The organism is Halorhabdus utahensis DSM 12940, from assembly GCF_000023945.1.
Taxonomy (GTDB): Archaea; Halobacteriota; Halobacteria; order Halobacteriales; family Haloarculaceae; genus Halorhabdus; species Halorhabdus utahensis.
On record NC_013158.1, the window covers coordinates 495,025 to 517,167 of the forward strand.

The 22,143-nt window shown below is 65.1% G+C and carries 17 protein-coding genes; 7 read left to right on the forward strand and 10 right to left on the reverse strand.

Annotated elements, in window-relative coordinates:
* On the forward strand, nt 1–2,748 hold the full coding sequence (gene mutS / locus HUTA_RS02430; protein ID WP_015788261.1) for a DNA mismatch repair protein MutS: 2,748 nt from the start codon (nt 1–3) through the stop codon (nt 2,746–2,748).
* 12 nt (nt 2,749–2,760) lie between these two features.
* Here the strand turns inward: mutS and HUTA_RS02435 are convergent, their stop codons facing one another.
* Together HUTA_RS02435 and aroA are read right to left on the reverse strand one after the other, a co-directional pair.
* Nucleotides 2,761–3,342, reverse strand: a complete 582-nt coding sequence (locus tag HUTA_RS02435; RefSeq protein ID WP_015788262.1) for a DUF2391 family protein — start codon at nt 3,340–3,342, stop codon at nt 2,761–2,763.
* 87 nt (nt 3,343–3,429) lie between these two features.
* On the reverse strand, nt 3,430–4,716 hold the full coding sequence (gene aroA / locus HUTA_RS02440) for a 3-phosphoshikimate 1-carboxyvinyltransferase (protein WP_015788263.1): 1,287 nt from the start codon (nt 4,714–4,716) through the stop codon (nt 3,430–3,432).
* Between the two features lie 123 nt (nt 4,717–4,839).
* On the opposite strand from aroA, the gene HUTA_RS02445 reads away from it, so the two are divergent.
* Nucleotides 4,840–7,530 carry a PAS domain-containing protein gene (locus HUTA_RS02445; RefSeq protein WP_015788264.1) on the forward strand — a complete coding sequence of 897 codons (2,691 nt, stop codon included), beginning with the start codon at nt 4,840–4,842 and terminating at the stop codon, nt 7,528–7,530.
* 14 nt (nt 7,531–7,544) lie between these two features.
* Here HUTA_RS02445 and HUTA_RS02450 read toward each other — a convergent pair whose 3' ends face one another.
* Together HUTA_RS02450 and HUTA_RS02455 are read right to left on the reverse strand one after the other, a co-directional pair.
* Nucleotides 7,545–8,405, reverse strand: a complete 861-nt coding sequence (locus tag HUTA_RS02450; protein WP_015788265.1) for an ABC transporter permease — start codon at nt 8,403–8,405, stop codon at nt 7,545–7,547.
* Nucleotides 8,402–9,484, reverse strand: coding sequence for an ABC transporter ATP-binding protein (locus HUTA_RS02455; protein ID WP_015788266.1), 1,083 nt, complete (start codon nt 9,482–9,484; stop codon nt 8,402–8,404). Before HUTA_RS02455 ends, HUTA_RS02450 begins: the two co-directional genes overlap by 4 nt.
* 184 nt (nt 9,485–9,668) lie before the next feature.
* On the opposite strand from HUTA_RS02455, the gene HUTA_RS02460 reads away from it, so the two are divergent.
* Together HUTA_RS02460 and HUTA_RS02465 are read left to right on the forward strand one after the other, a co-directional pair.
* On the forward strand, nt 9,669–10,274 hold the full coding sequence (locus HUTA_RS02460; protein ID WP_015788267.1) for a TetR/AcrR family transcriptional regulator: 606 nt from the start codon (nt 9,669–9,671) through the stop codon (nt 10,272–10,274).
* Nucleotides 10,275–10,305: 31 nt separating this feature from the next.
* A complete protein-coding gene (locus HUTA_RS02465; RefSeq protein ID WP_015788268.1) occupies nt 10,306–11,484 on the forward strand; it encodes a M24 family metallopeptidase in 1,179 nt (392 codons plus the stop codon).
* A gap of 31 nt (nt 11,485–11,515) precedes the next feature.
* On the opposite strand, the gene HUTA_RS02470 is transcribed toward HUTA_RS02465, so the two are convergent.
* On the reverse strand, nt 11,516–12,478 hold the full coding sequence (locus HUTA_RS02470) for a carbohydrate kinase family protein (protein ID WP_015788269.1): 963 nt from the start codon (nt 12,476–12,478) through the stop codon (nt 11,516–11,518).
* Between the two features lie 69 nt (nt 12,479–12,547).
* Nucleotides 12,548–13,726 (reverse strand): AGE family epimerase/isomerase, encoded by a 1,179-nt coding sequence (locus HUTA_RS02475; protein ID WP_015788270.1) that lies wholly within the window; start codon nt 13,724–13,726, stop codon nt 12,548–12,550.
* 143 nt (nt 13,727–13,869) lie between these two features.
* Between HUTA_RS02475 and HUTA_RS02480 the strand changes: the two genes are divergently transcribed.
* Entirely contained in the window at nt 13,870–15,732 is a 1,863-nt protein-coding gene (locus HUTA_RS02480) for a PINc/VapC family ATPase (protein ID WP_049941158.1), read from the forward strand.
* A gap of 22 nt (nt 15,733–15,754) precedes the next feature.
* On the opposite strand, the gene HUTA_RS02485 is transcribed toward HUTA_RS02480, so the two are convergent.
* From HUTA_RS02485 to purD, 3 genes are all read right to left on the reverse strand, one after another.
* Nucleotides 15,755–16,444, reverse strand: coding sequence for a hypothetical protein (locus tag HUTA_RS02485; protein WP_015788272.1), 690 nt, complete (start codon nt 16,442–16,444; stop codon nt 15,755–15,757).
* 118 nt (nt 16,445–16,562) lie between these two features.
* Nucleotides 16,563–16,973 (reverse strand): DUF302 domain-containing protein, encoded by a 411-nt coding sequence (locus HUTA_RS02490; protein ID WP_015788273.1) that lies wholly within the window; start codon nt 16,971–16,973, stop codon nt 16,563–16,565.
* Between the two features lie 150 nt (nt 16,974–17,123).
* The gene (gene purD, locus HUTA_RS02495) at nt 17,124–18,416 is read right to left on the reverse strand and encodes a phosphoribosylamine--glycine ligase (protein ID WP_015788274.1); all 1,293 of its coding nucleotides are present in this window, start codon (nt 18,414–18,416) and stop codon (nt 17,124–17,126) included.
* Nucleotides 18,417–18,538: 122 nt separating this feature from the next.
* On the opposite strand from purD, the gene HUTA_RS02500 reads away from it, so the two are divergent.
* The gene (locus HUTA_RS02500; protein ID WP_015788275.1) at nt 18,539–20,692 is read left to right on the forward strand and encodes a thioredoxin domain-containing protein; all 2,154 of its coding nucleotides are present in this window, start codon (nt 18,539–18,541) and stop codon (nt 20,690–20,692) included.
* A gap of 7 nt (nt 20,693–20,699) precedes the next feature.
* Here the strand turns inward: HUTA_RS02500 and HUTA_RS02505 are convergent, their stop codons facing one another.
* A complete protein-coding gene (locus HUTA_RS02505; RefSeq protein ID WP_015788276.1) occupies nt 20,700–21,074 on the reverse strand; it encodes a thioredoxin family protein in 375 nt (124 codons plus the stop codon).
* Between the two features lie 117 nt (nt 21,075–21,191).
* Here HUTA_RS02505 and HUTA_RS02510 point away from each other — a divergent pair, with 117 nt between their 5' ends.
* The gene (locus HUTA_RS02510) at nt 21,192–22,100 is read left to right on the forward strand and encodes a PLP-dependent cysteine synthase family protein (RefSeq protein ID WP_015788277.1); all 909 of its coding nucleotides are present in this window, start codon (nt 21,192–21,194) and stop codon (nt 22,098–22,100) included.
* Nucleotides 22,101–22,143 lie beyond the last annotated feature (43 nt).

Genomic DNA, 22,143 nt, shown 5'->3' on the forward strand with positions numbered 1-22,143 from the left:
ATGACTGAAGCGACGGGGATCGTCGGCGAGTTCTTCTCGCTGAAGGACGGGGCTGACGCCGATCTACTGGCGATGCAGGTCGGGGACTTCTACGAGTTCTTCGGTGCGGACGCAGAGACAGTGGCCGACGAACTCGACCTCCAGGTCTCACAGAAGTCCAGCCACGGCTCGTCGTATCCGATGGCCGGCGTGCCCGTCAACGAACTCACACCGTACCTGACGGCACTGGTCGAACGCGGATACCACGTGGCAGTCGCGGACCAACACGAGACGGACGACGGCCACGCCCGCAAGGTCGAGAAGATCGTGACGCCAGGGACGTTGCTGTCCACGACCGACGCAGGGGCCCGGTATCTCGCGGCGATCGTCGAGGGCGAGGCGTGGGGACTGGCGTTCGCCGACGTGACGACCGGCGAGTTCTTCGTGACGCAGGTCGCCGACCGCGACGCCGTCTTCAGCGAACTCTACCGCTTCGACCCGGCCGAGGTGCTGCCCGGGCCGACTGTTCGGGCCGACGACGAAATGATCGAACGACTCCGGGAACGGACGGACGCGAGCGTCTCGCTGCACGCGACCGAGGCGTTCGCGCCCGGCCGCGCCCGTCACCGACTCCGCGAGCAGTTCGGGACCGAGACCATCGAGAGCGTTGGGATCGGGGACGCCGAATCGGCCATCGCGGCCGGCGGGGCTGTCCTCAGCTACGTCGAGGAGACTGGCCAGGGCGTGCTCGCGTCGATGACTCGCCTCCAGCGCTACGGCGCGAGCGACCACGTCGAACTCGACGCGACGACCCAGCGCAACCTCGAACTCACGGAGACGATGCGGGGGGAGCGTACCGGGTCGCTCCTGGATACGATCGACCACACCGTCACGAGCGCGGGGACCCGGACGTTGCGCGCGTGGCTCCAGCGCCCTCGACGATCGCGGGAAACGCTGGACCGGCGGGGGGACAGCGTCGAAGCGCTCGCGACTGAAGCGATGGCCCGCGAACGCCTCCGTGACGTGCTCGGGGACGCCTACGACCTCGAACGGCTCGCCAGTAAGGCTGCCTCGGGGAGCGCCGACGCCCGCGACCTCCGGGCCGCGGTCGACACACTGGAGTTGTTCGAGACAGTTCGGGCCATCGTTCGCGAGACACCGACGCTGGCCGAATCGCCCCTCTCGACGTGGCTCGACGAACCCGATCCCGCCGCCGTCGCGACTCTCGCGGCCGACCTCGACGCGGCGATCGTCGATGATCCGCCGGGGACGATCACCGAAGGCGGGATCATTCGCGAAGGATACGACGCGGAACTCGACGAGGTTATCGACGAGCACGAAACAGCACTTGAATGGATCGAGACGCTGCCCGAGCGCGAGCAGCGCGAGCACGGCATCACCCACCTCTCGGTCGACCGGAACAAGACGGACGGCTACTACATCCAGGTCGGCAAAAGCGAGACCGGGAAAGTCCCCGACCACTACGAGAACGTCAAGACGCTGAAAAACTCCGAGCGCTACACGATCGCGGAGTTGACCGAACGCGAACGGAAGATCTTCCGGCTCGAAGAGCGTCGCCACGACCTCGAACGCCAGTGTTTCGAGGAGTTGCGCGAAGCGGTCGCCGACCACGCCGATCTCCTCCAGGGCGTCGGCCAGGCCCTCGCGGCGGTCGACGTGATGGCGGCACTCGCCACCCACGCCGTCCGCAACGACTGGACCCGCCCGACGTTGCGCGATTCGCGGGCGCTCGACGTCGAGGCCGGTCGCCACCCGGTCGTCGAGCAGACCACGGAGTTCGTGCCCAACGACCTCCGGATGGACGACGACCGCCGGTTCCTGATCGTGACGGGGCCGAACATGAGCGGGAAATCGACGTACATGCGCCAGGCGGCGCTGATCGTCCTGCTGGCACAGATCGGATCGTTCGTGCCGGCCAGGTCGGCGGAGGTTGGCCTCGTCGACGGGATATACACTCGCGTCGGGGCCCTGGACGAACTCGCCCAGGGCCGCTCGACGTTCATGGTCGAAATGCAGGAACTCGCGAACATCCTCCATTCGGCGACAGAGGACTCGCTGGTCATCCTAGACGAGGTCGGTCGCGGGACGGCGACCTACGACGGCGTCTCGATCGCGTGGGCGGCGACCGAATATCTCTCTTCGGCCCAGTCGGCCTCGCCGTCACCGAAAACGCTCTTTGCGACACATTACCACGAACTCACCACGCTTGCCGATCACATCTCGGGCGTCGAAAACGTCCACGTCGCCGTCGACGAGCCCGCAGGCGGCACAGACGGCGACGATGCCGGCCCGCCCACCACCGACGGGGCCGACGACGATGTCACGTTCCTCCGGACTGTCCGGGACGGCCCGGCCGACCGCTCCTACGGCGTCCACGTCGCCACCCTCGCAGGCGTCCCGGATCCCGTCGTCTCCCGGGCGCGGGAGGTACTCCGGAAACTCCGGGCCGACGAGGCCATCGACGTCCAGAACGGTCGAGCGAGCGAGGAGACCCGGCAGGTCGTCTTCGACCTTGATTCGGGGGAACTGCGGGAATCGGACACGGACGACAGTGGGACAGGAGACCCACCGGCGGATCAGATGGGCGACACCGACGAGACGGTGGGTGGGGGAACGGGTCCGATCGTCGACCAGTTCGGCGAGGACGCTCCGGCGGTCCTCGAAGCCCTCGAATCCCTCGACATCGAGGAGACCCCGCCCGTCGAACTGCTGGGAGAGGTGCAGGAATGGCAGCGGCGATTGGAATGACCGTTCCCGTCGTCAGGACCCGGGCAAGATGTCACCCAACGCGCCACCCACTGACATCGGGAGGATCGCGGCGGCGAGCTCGCCGACAGCGACCAGCGGGGTGTCCCAGGTGAGTCGACCCCACATCGTCATCAGTATCAGGGCAGTCACCGACGCGATCACCAGCACGCCGGCGAAGCGCTGGGGGATGAACCCGAAGTACGGGTCGACCACACGGACGTCCTGGATCTCGGCGACGTAGAGGATCCCGAAGACGAGCGCGAACGTGAACCCAGCCGTCCCGACCAGAAAGTGCGGGTTGGCCGCGAGATACGCTCCGACTTCGCTGGTGCCACCTTCGACGAACATCGGGATGCCGAACAGGACGCTACCCAGCAGTGCCTCCGAGGCGTCGGCGCGGTCGAACCCCGAGATCACGCGCCCGAAGGCACCCTGTTGACTCACCGAGAGCGCGGTCTCTCTGACGACATCGACTTTCGCGCGTTCCTCGGGCGAGTCGACTGTCTCCTCCAGTTCGTCGAGTTCCGCGACCAGATCGACGACGCTGGGCTCAGACGGGGGCGCTTCGGAGTCGTGTCCGTCGAAGAGACTCATGGGAGAAGATTCCCTCGCCCCACACATGAACGTGACCCGCCGATCGGCTCGATCACTCCCGTTGAACCGACGCGCCGATCGACTCAATCACTCCCGTTGAACCGACGCGCCGATCGACTCGATCACGTCGAAGAAGTTCGGGAACGAGACGTCGACGTGTTCGCCACCCTGGACGATCGTCTCGCCGTCGGCGACCAGGCCGGCGACGGCAAGGGACATCACGATCCGGTGATCCGCCCGGCCGTCGACGACCGCCCCCGAGAGGTCGGTGTCGTCGCCGTGGATCGTCAGGACTTCTTGCTCTTCGGTGACGCTTGCACCCATCGCCGTGAGTTCCTCGGCCATCGCCGCGACGCGGTCGGTCTCCTTGTAGCGGACGTGTTCACAGTCGACGATTCTGGTGTCACCGTCGGCGACCGCACCCAGGACGGAGATCGTCGGCAGGAGATCGGGCGTGTCGGCGACGCTGACCTCGACGCCCGAGAGAGACGACCGGCTGACGGTGATCTCGCCGGCGTCCCGATCCCAGGAGATGTCCGCGCCCATCCGTTCGAGAATATCGACGATCGCCGAGTCGCCCTGCGCGCTGGGTCGCGCGCCGGTGACCGTCAGGCCATCCGGCGCGGCAAGTGCGCCGGTCGCGAGCAGGTAGGATATCGACGAGAAGTCGCCGGGAACAGCGTACTCACCGCCGGCAGGGTCGTAGGTCTGTCCACCGGCAACGTCGAATCCCGCAGCCGTCGACTCGACGTCGACGCCAAACGCGTCGAGGACTTCGATCGTGATATCGACGTACGGCGCGGACTTGAGTTCGGTTTCGAGGGCGATCTCGATCCCCTCCTCCGTGATCGCGCCGGCCATCAGCAGGGCCGTGATGTACTGTGAGGAGACGTCACCGGGGATCGAGACAGTGCCCCCGTCGACGGGGCCTTTCACCACAAGCGGGGCCTGGCCGTTCGCCCGCGTACTCTCGGCACGTCCGTCAAGTTGCCCGATCGCGTCGAGCAGCGGTCCCTGCGGCCGCGAGCGGAGGGAATCGTCGCCGGTGAGGACGGTGATGCCGTCCGCGAGGGCGGCCGTGGCCGTCACCAGTCGCATCGTCGTCCCACTGTTCTCGCAGTTGACGATGTCCGACGGGACGGCCGGCCGGCCGTCGAATCCGGTGACTTCGAGCGCATCGACGCCGCGTTCGACGCTGCCGCCGTAGGCTTCGACGGCACCCATCGTGGCTTCGGTATCGGCGCTTTCGAGTGGATCGCGGACGGTTGCGCCCTCGGCGTAGCCGGCGGCGAGGATCGCACGGTGCGTGTAACTCTTCGACGGCGGAGCCTGGACCTGGCCCGTAACGGTCGACGGGGAGACGTGAACGTCCATGTGAAAGTGGTTGTGAGGGGACGATATGAGGATACCGGTGTGATCGTTACCGTCTGCTCTCGTGAGTTGAGCGTTGGTTGTGAATGCCACACATTTATTTCTCCGTGAGAACGAGACGACAGTATGGGCAAGCCGATCCGGGTGCTCCACGTCGACGACGAACCCGACTTCCTCGACCTCGTCGCGACGATGCTCGAAGACGAGGCCGATCAGTTCGTCGTCGAACGGGCGACCACCGCCAACGAGGGGCTCGGACGGCTCGACGAGACGATCGATTGCGTCGTCAGCGACTACGAGATGCCCGGGCTGGACGGGCTCGACCTGCTGGCTGCCGTCCGCGAGGAGTACCCGGATCTGCCCTTCATCCTTTATACCGCCCGTGGGTCCGAGTCCATCGCGAGCGAGGCCGTTTCCGCCGGTGTCACCGACTACCTCGAAAAGGCGGGTGGGACCGAACAGTACACCGTCCTCGCCAACCGGATCGAGAACGCAGTGGGACAGTACCGGGCCAGCAAGCGCGTGGACACCCTCGATCGGATCAGGAGTACCGTCCGGGACGTCAACCAGGAACTCGTCCGGTCGCGAAGCCAGGCCGAACTCGAAAGCCGGATCTGTGAGATCATCACGGACGGACCGCCATACGAGTTCGCGTGGATCGGCGGGCGCGACGCGGAAGCTGGGACTGTCGTCCCGCGGGCGAGCGGTGGGGACGGTGACGGCTATCTGGCGGAGGTCTCGATCACACTCGACGAGGGTCCGACGGGGGGCGGCCCGACTGTCAGAGCGCTCGCTGCGGACGACCTCGTCGTGACCCAGTCGATCGAGGACAGCGAGGCGTTCGAACCCTGGCGTGAGGCGGCCCTGGAGCGCGGTTTTCAGGCCAGTGCTGCCGTCCCGCTCTCCTTCGAGGATCGTCAGTACGGCGTGTTGAACGTCTACAGTGCCGAGCGGGACCCCTTCGACAAGACCGAGAAGAACCTGCTTCGCGAACTCGGCGGCGACATCGGCCACGCACTCCACCGCATCGAACAGGAGCGTCAGTACCGCCGGCTCTTCGAGGAGTCGATCAACGCGATCGCCTTCCACGAGATCGTGACCGACGAGGACGGCGACCCGGTCGATTACGTCTTCCTGGACGCCAACGACGCCTTCGAGGACGCGACCGGGCTCGATCCGGCGGAGATCATCGGCAAGCGCGTGACCGAGGTCCTGCCGGATCTCGACCGGACGTTCATCGAGACCTACGGGGAGGTCGCACTCGAGGGCGAGCCGACTGCGTTCGAATACGACGCGGAGTCTCTCGGACGGCGCTATTCGATCACCGCGTTCCCGCTGGGAGAGGGGCGGTTCGTCACGACGTTCTTCGACGTCACCGAACAGCACGAACAGGAGCGGGAGCTGACCGAGACCAACCGGTTGCTGTCAGCGCTCCTGGAGCACCTTCCCTTCGGCGTCCTCGTCGAGGGGAACGACCGCGAGATCATGGCCGCAAACCCCGCGTTCTGTGACTGCTTCGATATCGGGATGGCGTGTGACCAGCTCGTCGGGACGGACTGTGCGAAGGCAGCCGAGGACGTCGCCGAGCAGTTCGCCGACCCCCAGGGGTTCATCGAGCGGATCGAGACGCTTCTCGACCAGCGTGAACCGGTCATCGGCGAGGAACTCCAGCTGGCCGACGGACGGACCCTCTCGCGGGGCTACGTACCGTTCTCCCTGGCGGACGGCGAGGGGAACCTCTGGCTGTACCGGGACGTGACAGACCGCAAGGATCGCGAACGGGAACTCCGGACGATGAACGAACAGCTGGCGACGGTCCGCGATCAGCTCGAGCTCGCCCTCGAAACGACGAACGCCTGCACCTTCGACTGGCGGCCGGCGGACCAGGAGATCCAGTGGTATCCGACCTTCGAGGCGGTCTTCGGCATCGACGCGTCGGCAGTCGAGCCGATCTTCGACGCCTACTTCGAGATGGTGCCAGCCGATCACCGCGAGCGGGTCAGGACCGCCATCCAGGCGGCGATCGACGATGGAACTGGCTACGATCTCACCTACCCGGTCGAACCCGGCGGGGAGCGGATCTGGGTCCGCGAGCAGGCCCAGGTCATGACCGACGAGGGGGAGCCGCGGGTTGTCGGGACGATCACTGACGTGACCGAGCTCACGGAGTACGAGCGTCGGCTCGAACGCCAGAACGAACGCTTAGACGAGTTCGCCGAGGTCATCTCACACGACCTCCGGAACCCGCTGAACGTCGCCTTCGGTCGGGCGGAGCTCCTCGCCGAGGACGACGAGAGTCCACACACCGGGCCGCTGCTCGACGCGCTCGAACGGATGGAGGACATCGTCGGCAACACGCTGACGCTGGCCCGCCAGGGCGATACGGTGGGAGAGACCGAACCGGTCCCGGTCGAACCGGTCGTCGAGGAGTGTGCGGAGATGATCGATAGCGAGAGCGCGACGGTCGATGTCGCCGAGGAGTTCCGGATCCGGGGTGATCGCGACCGGATCAGACACGTCTTCGAGAACCTGTTTTCGAACGCGGTCGAGCACTCCGCGGAAGATGGTGGGGACGTCACCGTCCGGATCGACCGAATCGACGACCACGGCTTCTACGTCGCCGACGACGGCCAGGGCATCCCGGCCGACGAGCGCGCGGCGATCTTCGATCCGGGCTTCACCACGACGAGGGAGGGGACGGGACTCGGCCTCACGATCGTCGAGCGGATCGCCGAGGCCCACGACTGGGACGTCTCGGTCGCGGAGAGTCGCGAGGGCGGCGCGTGCTTCGAGTTTACCGGTGTCGACATTACCTGACAGGGAGTGGAAAGTTACTGCACGCTGGCACTCGACGCGCGGTTGATCATGTAGACCGCGACCGCACCCAGGATGACGTCGAGGACGATCAGGATCGCGAGCGATGGCACGAGCGTGTTCCAGATACCGCCGAAGGCAGTAACGTCGAGCACTTCCATCACGTCTTTGTTGAGCATGATCGCCCGCGCGGCGTCGACGCCGTAGGTGATCGGGTTGTAGGTCGCGACCGTCTGGATCCAGGGTCGCATCGAACTCACCGGGAGAAAGGCACTCGAGACGAACAGCAAGGGGAGCTGGACCATGTTGGCGGCGATGATCGTCGACTCCTGGTCGCGGGTGATGAGCGCGACCGTGTTCGAGAACGCCAGAAACCAGAGCGAAAAGAGGATCGCGATGCCGATGATGGCCACCGCCCCGGGGATGCCCGTGGCGATCTCCGCGCCGAGGACGACGCCCAGCACGAGGATGATCGTGACCTGTACCACGATGCGGATCAGTTCCGAGAGCGTCTTCCCGAGGAAGACCGCGACCCGGTTCATCGGCGTCACGAGCGTCTTCTGGAAGACGCCACTCTCGATGTCGTCGACCAGGCCGATACCTGACGAGGAGGCAACGACGAGCGATATCTGGACGGCGATCGCCGGCAGGAGGTACGTCTCGTAGTTGATCCCGGTCTGGAGGGCACCGCCGGCGATGTTCCCGAACACCTGCGTGAACAGGACGAGGAAGATGATCGGCTGGAGCAACGAGGAAACCACCACGAAGGGGTTGCGGATCGCGTTGATGTTCCAGCGCATGAAGTTCGTCCAGACGTCACCCAGGAACGAGTTCGACGTGCGGGCGACCTCGCGGTCCGCCCCCGCTTCAGTGCTCATGGGTCACCTCCATCGGCAGCAGTCGTCGGACCGGCCGCCGACTCGACCGCATCGAGATCCGACTCGGCCGGATCCCCATCGTCGAGATGCTCGCCGGTGATCGCGAGGAAGACATCGTCGAGCGTCGGTGACCGGACGTTGAAACCAGTCACCGTGATCCCGGCGTCCCGGAGGGCGACGAGCAAATCGGGACCGCGCTTGCGGGACTCCCGGGACGTGACGGTGATACCGTCGTCGGTGACGTCGACGGTCGGGTCGTCGCTGAACAGTTCCCCGTCGCGGGCGATCGCCGCCGCACGCTCGCGCGCCCCGGAGCCGTCCTCCAGTTCCACGTCGAGAACCTCGCCCCCGACCTCTCGTTTGAGCGTCTCCGGGGACCCCTCCGCAACGATCTCGCCGTCGAGGATGACCGACAGTCGATCACAGAGATGGTCGGCTTCCTCCAAGTACTGGGTCGTGAGAAAGATCGTCGTCCCGCGGTCGTTGATCTCCTCGAAGTAGTCCCAGAGTCGGTTGCGGGCCTTCGGATCGAGGCCGGTCGTCGGTTCGTCGAGAAAGACCAGCGGTGGCCGATGGACCAGTGCCATCGCCGCGTCGAGGCGCTTTTTCATCCCGCCCGAGAACCCCTCGGCCTGTTTATCAGCGACGTCGGCCAGATCCACGAGATCCAGCAACTCGTCGATCCGGTCGCTTCGATCCCCCCGAGAGACGCCGTAGGCGTCACAGGCGAACCGGAGGTTCTCGCGGGCGGTCATCTCCCGGATGACGCTCGTCTCCTGGGCCATGTACCCGATCGACTCCCGGATGGCCTGCTGGTCGGCCTCGACGTCGAACCCGTTGACGCGAACCGTCCCGGCCGTCGGGGACAGCAACGTCGCCAGCACCTTGATTGTCGTCGTCTTCCCCGCCCCGTTCGGTCCGAGAAAGCCGAAGAATTCCCCCTCCGGGATCGTCATCGACACCCCAGAGACGGCTTCAGTCCCATCTGCATACGTCAATTCGAGGTCGCTGGCCTCGATCGCGAAGGCGGTTTTTTCCGGCGACTGCTCGTCGGTCGGATTGCTCCGTTTTGTCCCCATTTGGGACAGATAACGACCGTGATCTATATAAGGACTCTGAATGAATATTCAATCACAGCCGTCACGTCAGCACGCCCACATCGGCGAGTGTTCAGACGCAAGAAGATATCGATAGAATAGCAATCTGACACGACTGCACTGAAACCGGGAAACTAATCGACCCGGCAGACAGATACCATACACAATGCCACCAGGACTATTTCCGGAGGAACCATCGGAGACACGTATCGAGATTCTGAAAGCGACATATTCAGCGTTGTGCGAGCATGGGTACGCGGATCTGACGATCGAACGGATCGGTCAGCACTTCCCGAAGAGTACCTCGCTGGTGTATCACCACTACGAAGGGAAAGACGAACTCCTGCTCGATTTTCTCTCCTATCTACTCGAGGACGCCGAAGAGAACCTGGGCACTGACGCTGCCGCCAACGCCCACGAGCGACTCCAGATAATATTCGACCAGGTGTTCACCCAGGAGAAGAGTTCGGAGGAGATTGCCTTCCAGCAAGCGATGGCCTGGATGCGTGCGCAGGCGACGACCGACGAAGAGTACCGCCACCACTTCACCCAGCATGACCGGTTCTTCAGGGATCAACTCGCCGATATCATCCGTGACGGGATCGAGGAGGGAGAGTTCAAGGAAGTCGACCCCGAACAGATGGGGATCGCGCTCCACACAATTCTGTCAGGCACAATGGCCCAGCAAGTGACGTCCGACGTCGATCTGTCGACGCTCCGAGCGGAGGCAGAGGCCTACGTCGAGGCGCGCCTGCTCGCCGAGGGTCGGTAACCCTTTGGCGAGGGCGGCCCGAACTATCCGCATGGAGCCAGATCTTTCTGCAGTCGACGAACGGCTGGCCGAGTTCGAGGCCGACGGATATCTCCTTGATGCCGATGGAACCGACCCGAACCAGCAGTATCTCTCCGGGTTTGACGCCCCCGATCCGTTCGTGACGCTGTACGCTGGGGAGACGCATCTCCTGTTTGTCCGGAGTCTGGAGTTCGGCCGCGCAAAGCGGGAGGCGCGTGCCGACACCGTCGAACGGTTCGTCGACTTCGACTACGACCGACTTCGCGAGGAACACGACCGTCGTGAAGCGGCCGCCCGCGTTCGCGCCACGTTCCTTCGTGAGCACGATGTCGAGCACGTCGCCGTCCCGCCGCGGTTCCCGACGGGAACGGCCGACGCACTGCGCGAACAGAACATCGAGGTCACGGTCGATCACGACGACGCGATCGAGACCGCTCGGGCGACGAAGACCGCCGCGGAGATCGACCATATCCGGACTGCCCAGCGAGCCAACGAGGCCGCGATGGCGGCCGCCGAGGGCCTCATCAGGGGAGCCGCTGTCGACGACGAGGGGCGACTGCTCGCCGAAGGTGAGGTGTTGACCAGCGAACTGGTCCGCGAGGAGATCGAAGTAACACTGCTCCGGAACGGCTGTGCGCTCGACGAGACGATCGTCGCCTGTGGCGCGGACGCCGCCGATCCCCACGATCGCGGAAGCGGCCCCCTCGTGGCCGACGAGCCCATCATCGTCGACATCTTCCCCCAGGACAAGGACTCAAAATACCACGCCGACATGACCAGGACGTTCCTGGTCGGCGAACCGGACGAGACGGTCGAGGAGTGGTTCGAGCTGACCGATCAGGCTCGTAAGGCAGCCATCGACGCGGTCGAACCGGGCGTCACGGGCGCCGAAGTTCACGATATCGTCTGTGACGTCTACGAGGACGCCGGCCTGCCGACGCTCCGGAGCGACGGGAGCGCCGAGACGGGATTCATCCACTCGACCGGCCACGGCGTCGGGCTGGCAGTCCACGAACAGCCGAGCGTGAGCCAGCGCGGCGGGGAACTCGAACCGGGCCACATCATTACGATCGAGCCCGGCCTCTACGATCCGGCGGTCGGCGGCGTCCGGATCGAGGATCTGCTGGTCGTGACCGACGACGGTGCGGAGAACCTGACCGAGTACCCGGTGGCACTCACCGGGGAGTAACACGACGACAGCCGGGCCACCGAATCGACTGTTATTGTGCGGCGATCAATCGTTCCACGGCCTCACGGTCCGGTAGCGGTTCCATCGCCCCCGTCTCAGTCGTCGTCAGTGCGCCGACGGCGTTGCCAAACGTGACTGCGTCCGAAAGCGATCGCCCCGCCAGCAAGGCCGTGATCGTCCCCGCCGTGAACGCGTCACCGGCCCCTGTCGTATCGACGGCGTCGACGTCGAAAGCCGGCTGATCGGTCTCGGCCGGCCCCCACGGAGCGTCTGCGGTCGCCATCCCGTACGTCCCCTCAGCGCCGCGGGTAAGGAACACCGTGTGGGGGCCGTACGCGAGCAGTTCCTCGGCGACTGACGCGATCTCCTGGTCGATCGTCTCCAGCAGGACAGAGAGATCCTCGCGATCGGTCTTGACGACGTCGGCAAGTTCGAGCGCCCGCCGCATCGTCGGTTCGAGGTCGGCGGGATCGGCCCAGAGATCCTCGCGAGTGTTGGGATCGAACGAGACCGTACAGGCCTGGGCCTGTGCGCGCTCGGCGAGATCGAGCATCGCGGTTCGAACCGGCGCTTCACAGAGCATGACGCCACCGAAGTGGACCCACTCCAGGTTCGCGAGCGTCTCGTCAGGGACGGTTCCGGGCTCCATCGCCATCGTGGCGGTCCCCTCCTTGTAGAAGACGAACGACTGGTCGGCCGCCGGATCGTCGCCGACGAGCGTGTGGGCGGTCTTCCGGTCGGCGTCGACCTCGACAAAGCGGTCGGACACGCCCTGGGTTTCGAGGACGTCAGCGAGATGCTCGCCGAACGGATCGGCCCCGAGTCGCGTCCAGAGATACGGGGCCGTTCCGAGGCGGGTCATCGCGACCGCGAGGTTCGCCGGTGCGCCGCCGGCCCGGCGGTCGAACGTCTCGGCGTTGGCGAGTGGGCCGGTGGTCGTGGGAAACAGGTCGACGAGTGTCTCGCCCGCGATCAGCACGTCTGGATCGGTCATATCGAGCGGTTCGTCACGACGGCCTATCGTTCCTTGCCTTCGAGAGCGAGGGACGGATGCAACCCGAACTCACAGCGACCGGAGTCCCTCGAAGCAGGCTCCGATCGGGTGATACCCTGGCTCGACAGCGGGGCCCTCGTCGGTGTCGATCGGATCGTTCTCCCGCGTCAGCTTGAAGTAGACGTTCCCGCCGGGCGCAGTCAGGTGGTCCTGGGTATACTCCCAGAACCGATCGTACCACGACAGGTAGGTGTCGTCGCCGGTCCGCTCGGAGAGTGCGGCGGCCGCACCGATGCCCTCGGCGACCGGCCAGCCGTATTTGTCGTCGACGATCGCCTCGCCGTCGCGGTCGAACGTGTAGTACAAGCCGCCGTACTCGTCGTCCCAGCCGTGCTCGACCGCGATCTCGAACAGTTCCTCGGCGCGGTCGATCGCCCACTCGACTTCGGCGTCGCGGTCGAGAATCGCCAGCAGTTTCGCCCACTCTATGTGATGGCCAGGCTGGTAGCCCCACGGCCGAAAGAGATCCTTCGGCTTCTCGCGGTTGTATTCCATGTCGTGGTCCCACGATTCGGTGTAGTGTTCCCACAGCAAGCCATCGTGTTCGCCAGCCAGGTCGACGGTGAGTGCATGGGCGATCTCGCGAGCGCGGTCGAGATACCGAGCCTCGCCGGTCGCCTCGTGGGCGGCGAGCATCGCCTCGCAGGTGTGCATGTTGGCGTTCTGTCCACGGTAGGCCGACGCCTCGGCGAAGTCGCCGTCGAACTCACTCTGACAGAGGTGATGGGCCGGTTCCCAGAAGTGCTCCATCAGCAGATCGTACGTCCCTTCGATCCCCTCGCGGGCCCCATCGATGCCGGCCTCATGCGCCCGAGCATACGCGAGCAGGACGAACGCGTGCCCGTAGCAGACGCGCTTTCGATCAACAGTTTCGGCCCCTTCGAGCAGCCAGTCGTAACCGCCGGTCTCGGGATCGAAGTGCCCCTCCCGAAGGAATTCGACGCCGTGCTCGGCGGCATCGAGCCACGGCTCTTGGTCGTCGAATCGAGCCCCGAGACAGCAGTTCACGACGTAGCGCGTCGTGGCGACCAGGTGTTTCGACTCCGCGTCGTAGATCTCCCCGGTCTCCTCGTCGAGTTGGACGATGTATCCACCCTTCTCCTCGTCGATCCCGGTCGGATAGTAGAACGTGAGAACGTCCCGAAGGCGATCGACGAGCCAATCGGCCCGCCGGTACTGATCGGCCATACTGAGAAGGTCGGACGAGGAAAGCAAATAGGCTTCGACGGGACGAGCAAGTGCGGACGAGAAGGAGGGGCGTTGACTGCCGGCCTGACCCCTCCCGCGCCGGGATGCTGGCGTTTATCACCGGCGCGGCCCCACCAACGGGTATGAACATTGTACCGGACACGAGCGTCATTATCGACGGGCGTGTGTCCGATCGCATCAGCGATGGCGAGTTCGCCGACGCGACGGTCGCGGTCCCCGAGGCTGTCGTGGGCGAGCTTGAATCCCAGGCCAACGAGGGGAGACAAACCGGCTGGGACGGGCTCGAAGAGCTTCAACGGTTGGCCGACCTGGCTGACGACGGCGAGATCGAGATTGCATACATCGGCCGTCGACCGGAATCGAGTGAGCGACGGGCCGCCGACGAAGGCGATATCGACGCGTTGATCCGCGATCTTGCGGAGGATCGGGACGCGACGCTGGTCACCAGCGACGTCGTCCAGAGCGAGGTCGCCGGCGCGAAGGGCCTCGACGTCGTCTACATCGAACCGGTCGGCAGAGACGTCGAATCACTCGAAATCGAACAGTTCTTCGACGAGACCACGATGAGCGTCCATCTGAAGGTCGGTGTCGCGCCGATGGCCAAACGCGGGGCGATCGGCGACATGCACTACGAGCGGATCCGGGAGGACGTCTCGACCGAGGAACAGCTCAAGGAGTTCGCCCACGAAATCGAGGAGAGTGCCCGCGCCAGCCCGGACGGGTTCATCGAGATCGACGAACCCGGCATGTCCATCATCCAGTTCCGGGAGTACCGCATCGCGATCGCCCGCCCGCCGTTTGCCGACGGGATCGAGATCACCGCAGTCAGACCGATCGTCAAGACCGAGCTGGCTGACTACGAGTACGCCGACGAGCTCCGGGATCGACTGGTCGAGCGCCAGCGCGGCGTCCTCATCTCCGGTGCGCCGGGGGCCGGCAAGTCCACGTTCGCCCAGGCGGTCGCCGAGTTCCTCTCCGATTCGGACTACTCGGTCAAGACCATGGAGAAACCCCGGGATCTCCAGGTCGGCCCGGAAGTCACCCAGTACACCGAACTCGCGGGCTCGATGGAGCGGACCGCGGACTCGTTGCTGATGGTCCGGCCCGATTACACCATCTACGACGAGGTCCGCAAGACCGACGACTTCGAGGTGTTCGCGGACATGCGCCTGGCGGGCGTCGGCATGATCGGCGTCGTCCACGCGACGCGGGCGATCGACGCCCTCCAGCGGCTGGTCGGGCGCGTCGAGTTGGGCATGATCCCCCAGGTGGTCGACACCGTCGTCTACATCGAGGCTGGCGAGATCGACACCGTCTACGACGTCACCACCGAGGTCAAGGTTCCCGAGGGACTGATGGAGGAGGACCTCGCACGGCCGGTGATCGTCATCGAGGACTTCGAGACCGGCCGGCCCGAGTACGAGATCTACACCTTCAACCGCCAGGTCGTGACGGTGCCGATCGGCGAAAGCGAGGAGAGCGAGAGCGGCGTCGATCGGATCGCCCGCCAGGAAGTCGAACGCGAGATCCGGTCGATCGCCGACGGCCACGTCGAAGTCGAGGTACGGGGCCGCGACCGCGCGATCGTCTGGGTCGAGGATCGGGACATCTCCCAGGTCATCGGCAAGGGTGGCGGCCGGATCAGCGACGTCGAGAACCGCCTCGGGATCGATATCGACGTGCGGACGTTCGACGAACGGCCGGGCGGGAAGCGTCGCGGGTCGGCATCCGGGAGTTCCGGGGGCGGTTCGAGCAGTAGCTCGGCGGGCGTCGCAGTCACGCCGGAGATCACCTCACGGCACGTCATCGTTCCGGCCGACGGTCACGCCGGTGAGACCGTCGAGGTCCAGGCCGACGGCGAATACCTCTTCACCGCGACCGTGAGTCGGGGCGGCGAGATCCAGGTCTCCCGGGGGAGTGCAATCGCCGAAGAACTCGAGCTGGCGATCGACCGGAGCCAGCAGATCGTCGTGTCGCCCTCGTAAACGGTCGATATCGGTCGTTCGCTCAGTTGTCGTTTGAATCCGAGCCGTCGGCCGAGTCGTCTTCGTCCGTGTCAACGACGGATTCGTCGACTTTCTCCTCGACCGTTTCTTCGACTTTCTCCTCGACCGTTTTCTCGACGGTTTCCTCGACCTTCTCCTCGACTGTCTTGCCAACCGACTCGTCGACCGCCGCTTCGACTGTCTCTTCGACAGTTTCACCGACGGTTTCTTCGACCGTCTCCTCGACGGTTTCCTCGACGGATTCACCCACTGTTTCATCGACTGCCGCTTCGACTGTTTCCTCGACCGTCTCTTCGACCGATTCACCGACCGTTTCGTCGACAGCCGCTTCGACTGTTTCCTCGACCGTCTCGTTGACTGACTCGCCGACCGTTTCGCCGATCGTTTCCTCGACAGTCTCGCCGACTTGCTGGTCGACCGTTTCCTTGACGGTGGACTCGACGGTATCACCCACTTGCTTCTCGACCGTCTCGTCGACTGTCTCTTCGACGGTCTGTTCGACGGCCGAAACCATCCAGTCCGGATCGTACTGTGACATCTTCCAGGCGACGTGAACGAAGTACGATACCAGCACGCCGATGCCGAACGCGATCCCCACATCGTTGTCAACGACGACAATCAGCACAACCGAGACGAAGATCAACGCCCCATAAACGAGGTCAACCAGGGCGTCTGTCTGTTGTTGATTCATACGTACTGTTCCGCCCAGCGTGGTGAAATCCTTTGGGATGGAGGGCTCTGAGTAAACTGGCGACGCTCGATTCCCCGGGAAAGCGTTCGAGACGTAGTCGTGGTGACAGGTCGTTACCTCACTCCTCGATGGGTTCGGCATCGGGAACCGCCGCAAGCGCCGTTTCGAGTCGGCTGGCGACATCGGCGACGAGTGGTTCGAGGTCGTCGTTGTCGACGACGGAGAACAGCTCGGTCGGGTCGACGACACTGACGCCCGTGGCGTCGCCGTCATCGTACACGACGACGTTGCAGGGCAACAACGCACCGAGTTCGAACTCCTCGTCCAGTGCGTCGTACGCAATGCCGGGGTTGCACGCACCCAGGATGCGATACTGGCCGAACTCCGCGTCGAGTTTCTCCCGGAACGCCCCCTGGACGTCGATGTCCGAAAGAATGCCGAACCCTTCCTCACCCAGTGCCGCCGTGACGGCCTCGATCGTGTCTTCGAACGATGCGTCGACGCGATAGCGGTTCGTATACGTTGCCATGAGACGACAAACGAGGGCGATCGGGGTAATTCCTCCCCTCCGAACAAGTATTGCCCGTTATTGAACTTTATGAACAAGACTACGGCCCCGAAAGCCGACAGTCGGACGTTGCATCTACCGAAAGATCGGGCGATTCCGCCGGCCGACGGATTACTCCCCGCGCAATTCGGCCATGTGGTCGATCCGGGACTGCACAAGGTCGGCTTTGCCAATGTCCCAGCGCACGCGCAAGCCATCGGTGCCGGCACGCTCCAAGGCCTCGGTCGTGATCGCCTCGGCGTCGGTGATCGAATCCGCGACGCCGACGACCGCAAAGGAGCGTGAGGTGGTCGTGTAGATCCCGTCCTCGCGTTCGTCGACGCTCGCGTAGAACAGTGTCGCCGCGCCGGCGCTTTCGGGGTCGATCTGCACCTTTGCTCCGGCTTCCGGGTCCGCCGGATAGCCGTCGGGGACAGCGTACTTACAGACGGTCGCTGCCGACTGGAACTGGAGTTGCGGCAGCGCCTCGCCATCACGGGCGGCGACGAGGACATCGAGCAGGTCAGTCTCCATCACGGGCAGGGTGTTCATCGCCTCGGGATCGCCAAAGCGGGCGTTGAACTCGACGACTTTCACACCCTCGGCGGTGAGCATGAACTGGCCGTAGAGGACGCCCTTGTACCCCTCCAGCGCGTCGACCGTCGCTTCGAGGATGTCGACGGCTTCGAGGTAGTCCGCCCGATCCATGAACGGCAGTTCGAGGGTGGCGTCGCTGTAACTCCCCATTCCGCCGGTGTTGGGTCCCTCGTCGCCCTCGTAGGCCCGTTTGTGATCCTGGACGGCGGGCGTCACCCGGACGTCGCCGTTCGCGACGAGCGCCTGGACCGTGAACTCCTCGCCGACGAGTCGCTCTTCGAGAACGAGTCGGTCGTGATCGGACTCGCGGATGTATTCTTTGGCCTCCGCGGCAGTCACCTGATCGCCGATGACGCGGACGCCTTTCCCGCCGGTCAGTCCGGCCGGTTTGACGACGAGGTCGCCGTCGTACTCGTCGATGAACGCACAGGCGGCCTCGCTGTCGGTGAACTCCTCGAAATCCGGGAGGCCGGGGATGTCGTTTCGCTCCATGAACCGGCGTTGAAAGCCCTTGTCCGTCTCGATGCGCGCTTCGTTCTGTTGGGGACCGAAGGCGTAGACGCCGGCGTCGTCGAGCGCGTCGGCGACGCCCGCTTCGAGCGGACTCTCCGGGCCGACGACCGCAAGTGTCGCGTCGATTTCCTCGGCATAGGTCCTGACTGCCGTCGGGTTGGTGGTATCCAGCGTCTCGAACCCGTCGGCGAGACTGGCAATGCCTGGATTGCGGTTGCCGGCGGCGGCGTACAGCGAACAGTCCGAATCGGCGAGCGCACGGGCGACCGCATGCTCTCGACCGCCACCCCCGACCAGTAGTACCGTCTCTGTCATGGGAGAATCGCCACGCCAGGGGAGTGTAAAGGTTGCTCTTTGCCGGACAGCCCGCCGGACGGAGATGGCGTCCATATCGCCGCCTGCACGACGGTTTTACCGCCGGGACTCCCAACCCCGGTATGACCGATCCGACCGATCGTAACCGACTTGCCGCGGAGGGGAGCCCGTATCTGCAGGCACACGCCGACAATCCGGTTCACTGGCAACCCTGGGACGAGACAGCACTCTCGACCGCCGAGGACGAGGACAAGCCCATCTTCCTGTCGATCGGCTACGCCGCCTGTCACTGGTGTCACGTCATGGCCGAGGAGAGTTTCGAGGACGAGGCGACGGCAGCCGTCCTCAACGAGAACTTCGTCCCGATCAAGGTCGACCGCGAGGAGCGGCCGGACGTCGACCGGATCTACCAGACGCTGGCCCAGCTACTCGGCCAGCAGGGCGGCTGGCCCCTCTCGGTGTGGCTGACGCCCGATGGTCGCCCGTTTTACGTCGGAACGTACTTCGCGCCGGATTCCCGTGGTGGCCGGCCCGGATTCGCCGACTTGCTCGAAGACCTCAAGGAAACCTGGGAGAACGATCGCGACGGGATCGAACAGCGGGCCGATCAGTGGGCTGATGCCATCAGCGGCGAACTCGAAGGGACGCCCACGCCAGCCGATCCCAGCGACGTTCGGAGCGACGAACTACTCCGTGCGGGCGCTGACGCGGCCGTCCGCACCGCCGATCGGGAACAGGGCGGCTTTGGCTCCGGCGGGCCGAAGTTCCCCCAGCCCGGCCGCCTGCAGCTGTTGTTGCGCGCCGACGCCCGGTTCGGCAGTGAACGCAGTGCTGACGGCGACGGCGCTGACCCCGGCGAATACCGGGCCGTCCTCACGGAGAGCCTGGACGCGATGGTCGACGGCGGCCTCTACGATCACGTCGGCGGCGGGTTCCATCGGTACGCGACCGATCGATCCTGGACTGTGCCGCACTTCGAGAAAATGCTCTATGACAACGCCGAGATCCCGCGGGCGCTCATCGAGGGCTATCGGGTGACCGGCGACGAGCGCTACGCCCGCGTCGCCGGCGAGACGTTCGAGTTCCTCGACCGCGAACTTGGCCATCCCGAGGGCGGGTTCTATAGCACGCTCGACGCCCGCAGCGAGGGCGAGGAGGGGAAGTTCTACGTCTGGACACCCGAGGAGGTCCGGGCGGCCGTTGGGGACGAAACCGACGTCTCGCTCGTCCTCGACCGCTACGGGATCACCGAGGACGGCAATTTCGAGGACGGTCAGACTGTCCTGACGATCGCCGCGAGCGTGGACGAACTGGCCGCCCAGTCGGGGCTCGAAGTCGATGACGTCCAGGACCGACTCGATCGGGCACGCGAGCAGCTGTTCGACGCGCGGTCGGAACGCACCCGACCCCCCCGCGACGAGAAGATCCTCGCAGGCTGGAACGGGCTGGCCATCTCCGCGCTCGCCGAGGGATCGCTCGCGCTCGAGGACGATATCCTGGATCGCGCCGTCGATGCCCTGGAATTCGTCCGGGAGACGCTCTGGGACGAGGATAGCGGCCTCCTGAAGCGTCGATTTATCGACGGTGACGTCCGCGTTGAGGGGTACCTCGAAGATTACGCCTTCCTCGCTCGGGGCGCACTCGACTGCTATCAGGCGAGTGGCGATCCCGATCAGCTCGCGTTCGCGCTGGATCTCGCCGAAGAGATAGAGTCGCGATTCTTCGACGAGGATGCGGGAACGCTATATTTCACCGAGGAAGCTGGAAGCGACGCCGGGACGGACCTGCTTGCTCGCCCCCAGGAGCTGACGGACCGCTCGACACCCTCCAGCGCCGGCGTGGCTGTCGACGTGCTCGTCACGCTCGACGAATTTGTCCCGCACGATCGGTTCGGAGTGGTCGCGGGTGCGGTCCTGGAAACACACCACAGTGCTATCGCCGCTGACGCGCTCCAGCACGCGTCGCTGGTGCTGGGAAGTGATCGCGACCAGCACGGCTCGACCGAACTGACGATCGCCGCCGATGAGATCCCGGCAGAATGGCGCGAACGCGTCGGAGAGGTGTACCTCCCCGCTCGCGTACTCGCTCGACGGCCGGCGACCGAAGCCGGGCTAGCGGAGTGGCTAGACCAGTTCGGGCTCGAGGACGCGCCGCCGATCTTCGCCGGGCGGGCGGCCGACGGCGGGCCGACGATCTACGCCTGCCGGGAGTTCACGTGCTCGCAGCCGCTGCAGGACATCGAGGACGCGCTGGCGTGGTTCGACAGTGGGGCCTGAGTGCGATTCAGGCGGTCGATTCGGCCGATTCGAGCTGAGTTGCCAGATGGACGGCGATCGGTTCACGCTCCGCCTCGACGAAGCGGGCGAGTTCCTCGCCGTCGCGCTCGACGACAACAGTCGGGATGTACTCGATCCCGTATGCATCGACGCCGTCGCCCTGTTTGTCGCGGTCGACGGGATAGTGCTCGACGTGGTCATCGGGAATCTCGGCCGCATCCAGTGCGGCAGCGAAGTCAGGGAGCTGCGACCGGCAGTCGCCACACCAGTCCGCGCCCCAGATTTTGAACGTCGCGTCCGCGAAATCGCCGAGCGTCTCGACCGTGTCGGCGTGGGCGTCGGCGTTCCAGACCGGGTTGGGTTCCATCGTTTCGAGTATCATTGTTCGATCCAGGGGTCGAGGCTGAATAACAGCACCGCTTGGGGAGCCAGTGTCGACACCGGCACGACCTGCCGGTGACCGCCGGGTGTTTACTCCCGGGCTTCGAATCCGGACCCAATGGACGATAGCATTCTCGAGACGATCGGCTCGCCGCTGGTCGAGATCGACTCGCCACCGGGCGCGACCGTCGCCGCCAAAGTCGAATCGTTCAATCCCGGGGGGTCGGCGAAGGACCGTCCCGCACTCGGGATGGTCGAGGCCGCCGAACGCGACGGTGACCTCTCTCCAGGTGACCGGATCGTCGAGCCGACCAGCGGGAACACCGGGATCGGCATCTCGCTGGTCGCGGCCGCGAAGGGGTACGACGTGACCATCGTCATGCCAGCGGACATGTCCGTCGAGCGCCGCCGGCTAATGGAAGCCTACGGGGCGGATCTGGAACTGATCGAGGGCGACATGACCGACGCCCGGGATCGGGCTGATGCACTCGAAGCCGATGAAGGGATGGTCCAGCTCCGGCAGTTCGAGAACCCAGCGAACCCCCAGGCTCATTACGAGACAACGGGGCCCGAAATTCTCGAACAGGTTGGTGATCGGGAAATCGACGCGTTCGTCGCCGGCGTGGGCACTGGCGGGACGATCAGCGGGACGGCCCGGCGGCTTCGTGAGGCATTCCATGATGTGGACGTGATCGGCGTCGAACCCGCCGAGAATGCGGTCCTCTCGACGGGCGAATCGGGCTCGGACGACTTCCAGGGCATGGGGCCGGGGTTCGTCAGCGACAACCTGGATCGGGACGTGATCGACGAGGTCCGGACGATCGAACTCGCGGATGCAGAAGCGGAATGTCGGCGCCTTGCCCGTGCGGAAGGATTGCTCGTCGGCCAATCGAGCGGTGCAATGGGTGTGATTGCCCGGGAAGTAGCCGCGGAACGGGCTGCTCCCGACGCCGAGGAACCACCGCTGATCGTGACCGTCTTCTGGGACAGTGGCGAGCGGTATCTTTCAACCGGATTGTTCGATTGAGAAGAGGATAATCCCACCGCCTTCTGCGTTTTCTCCCCGTTTA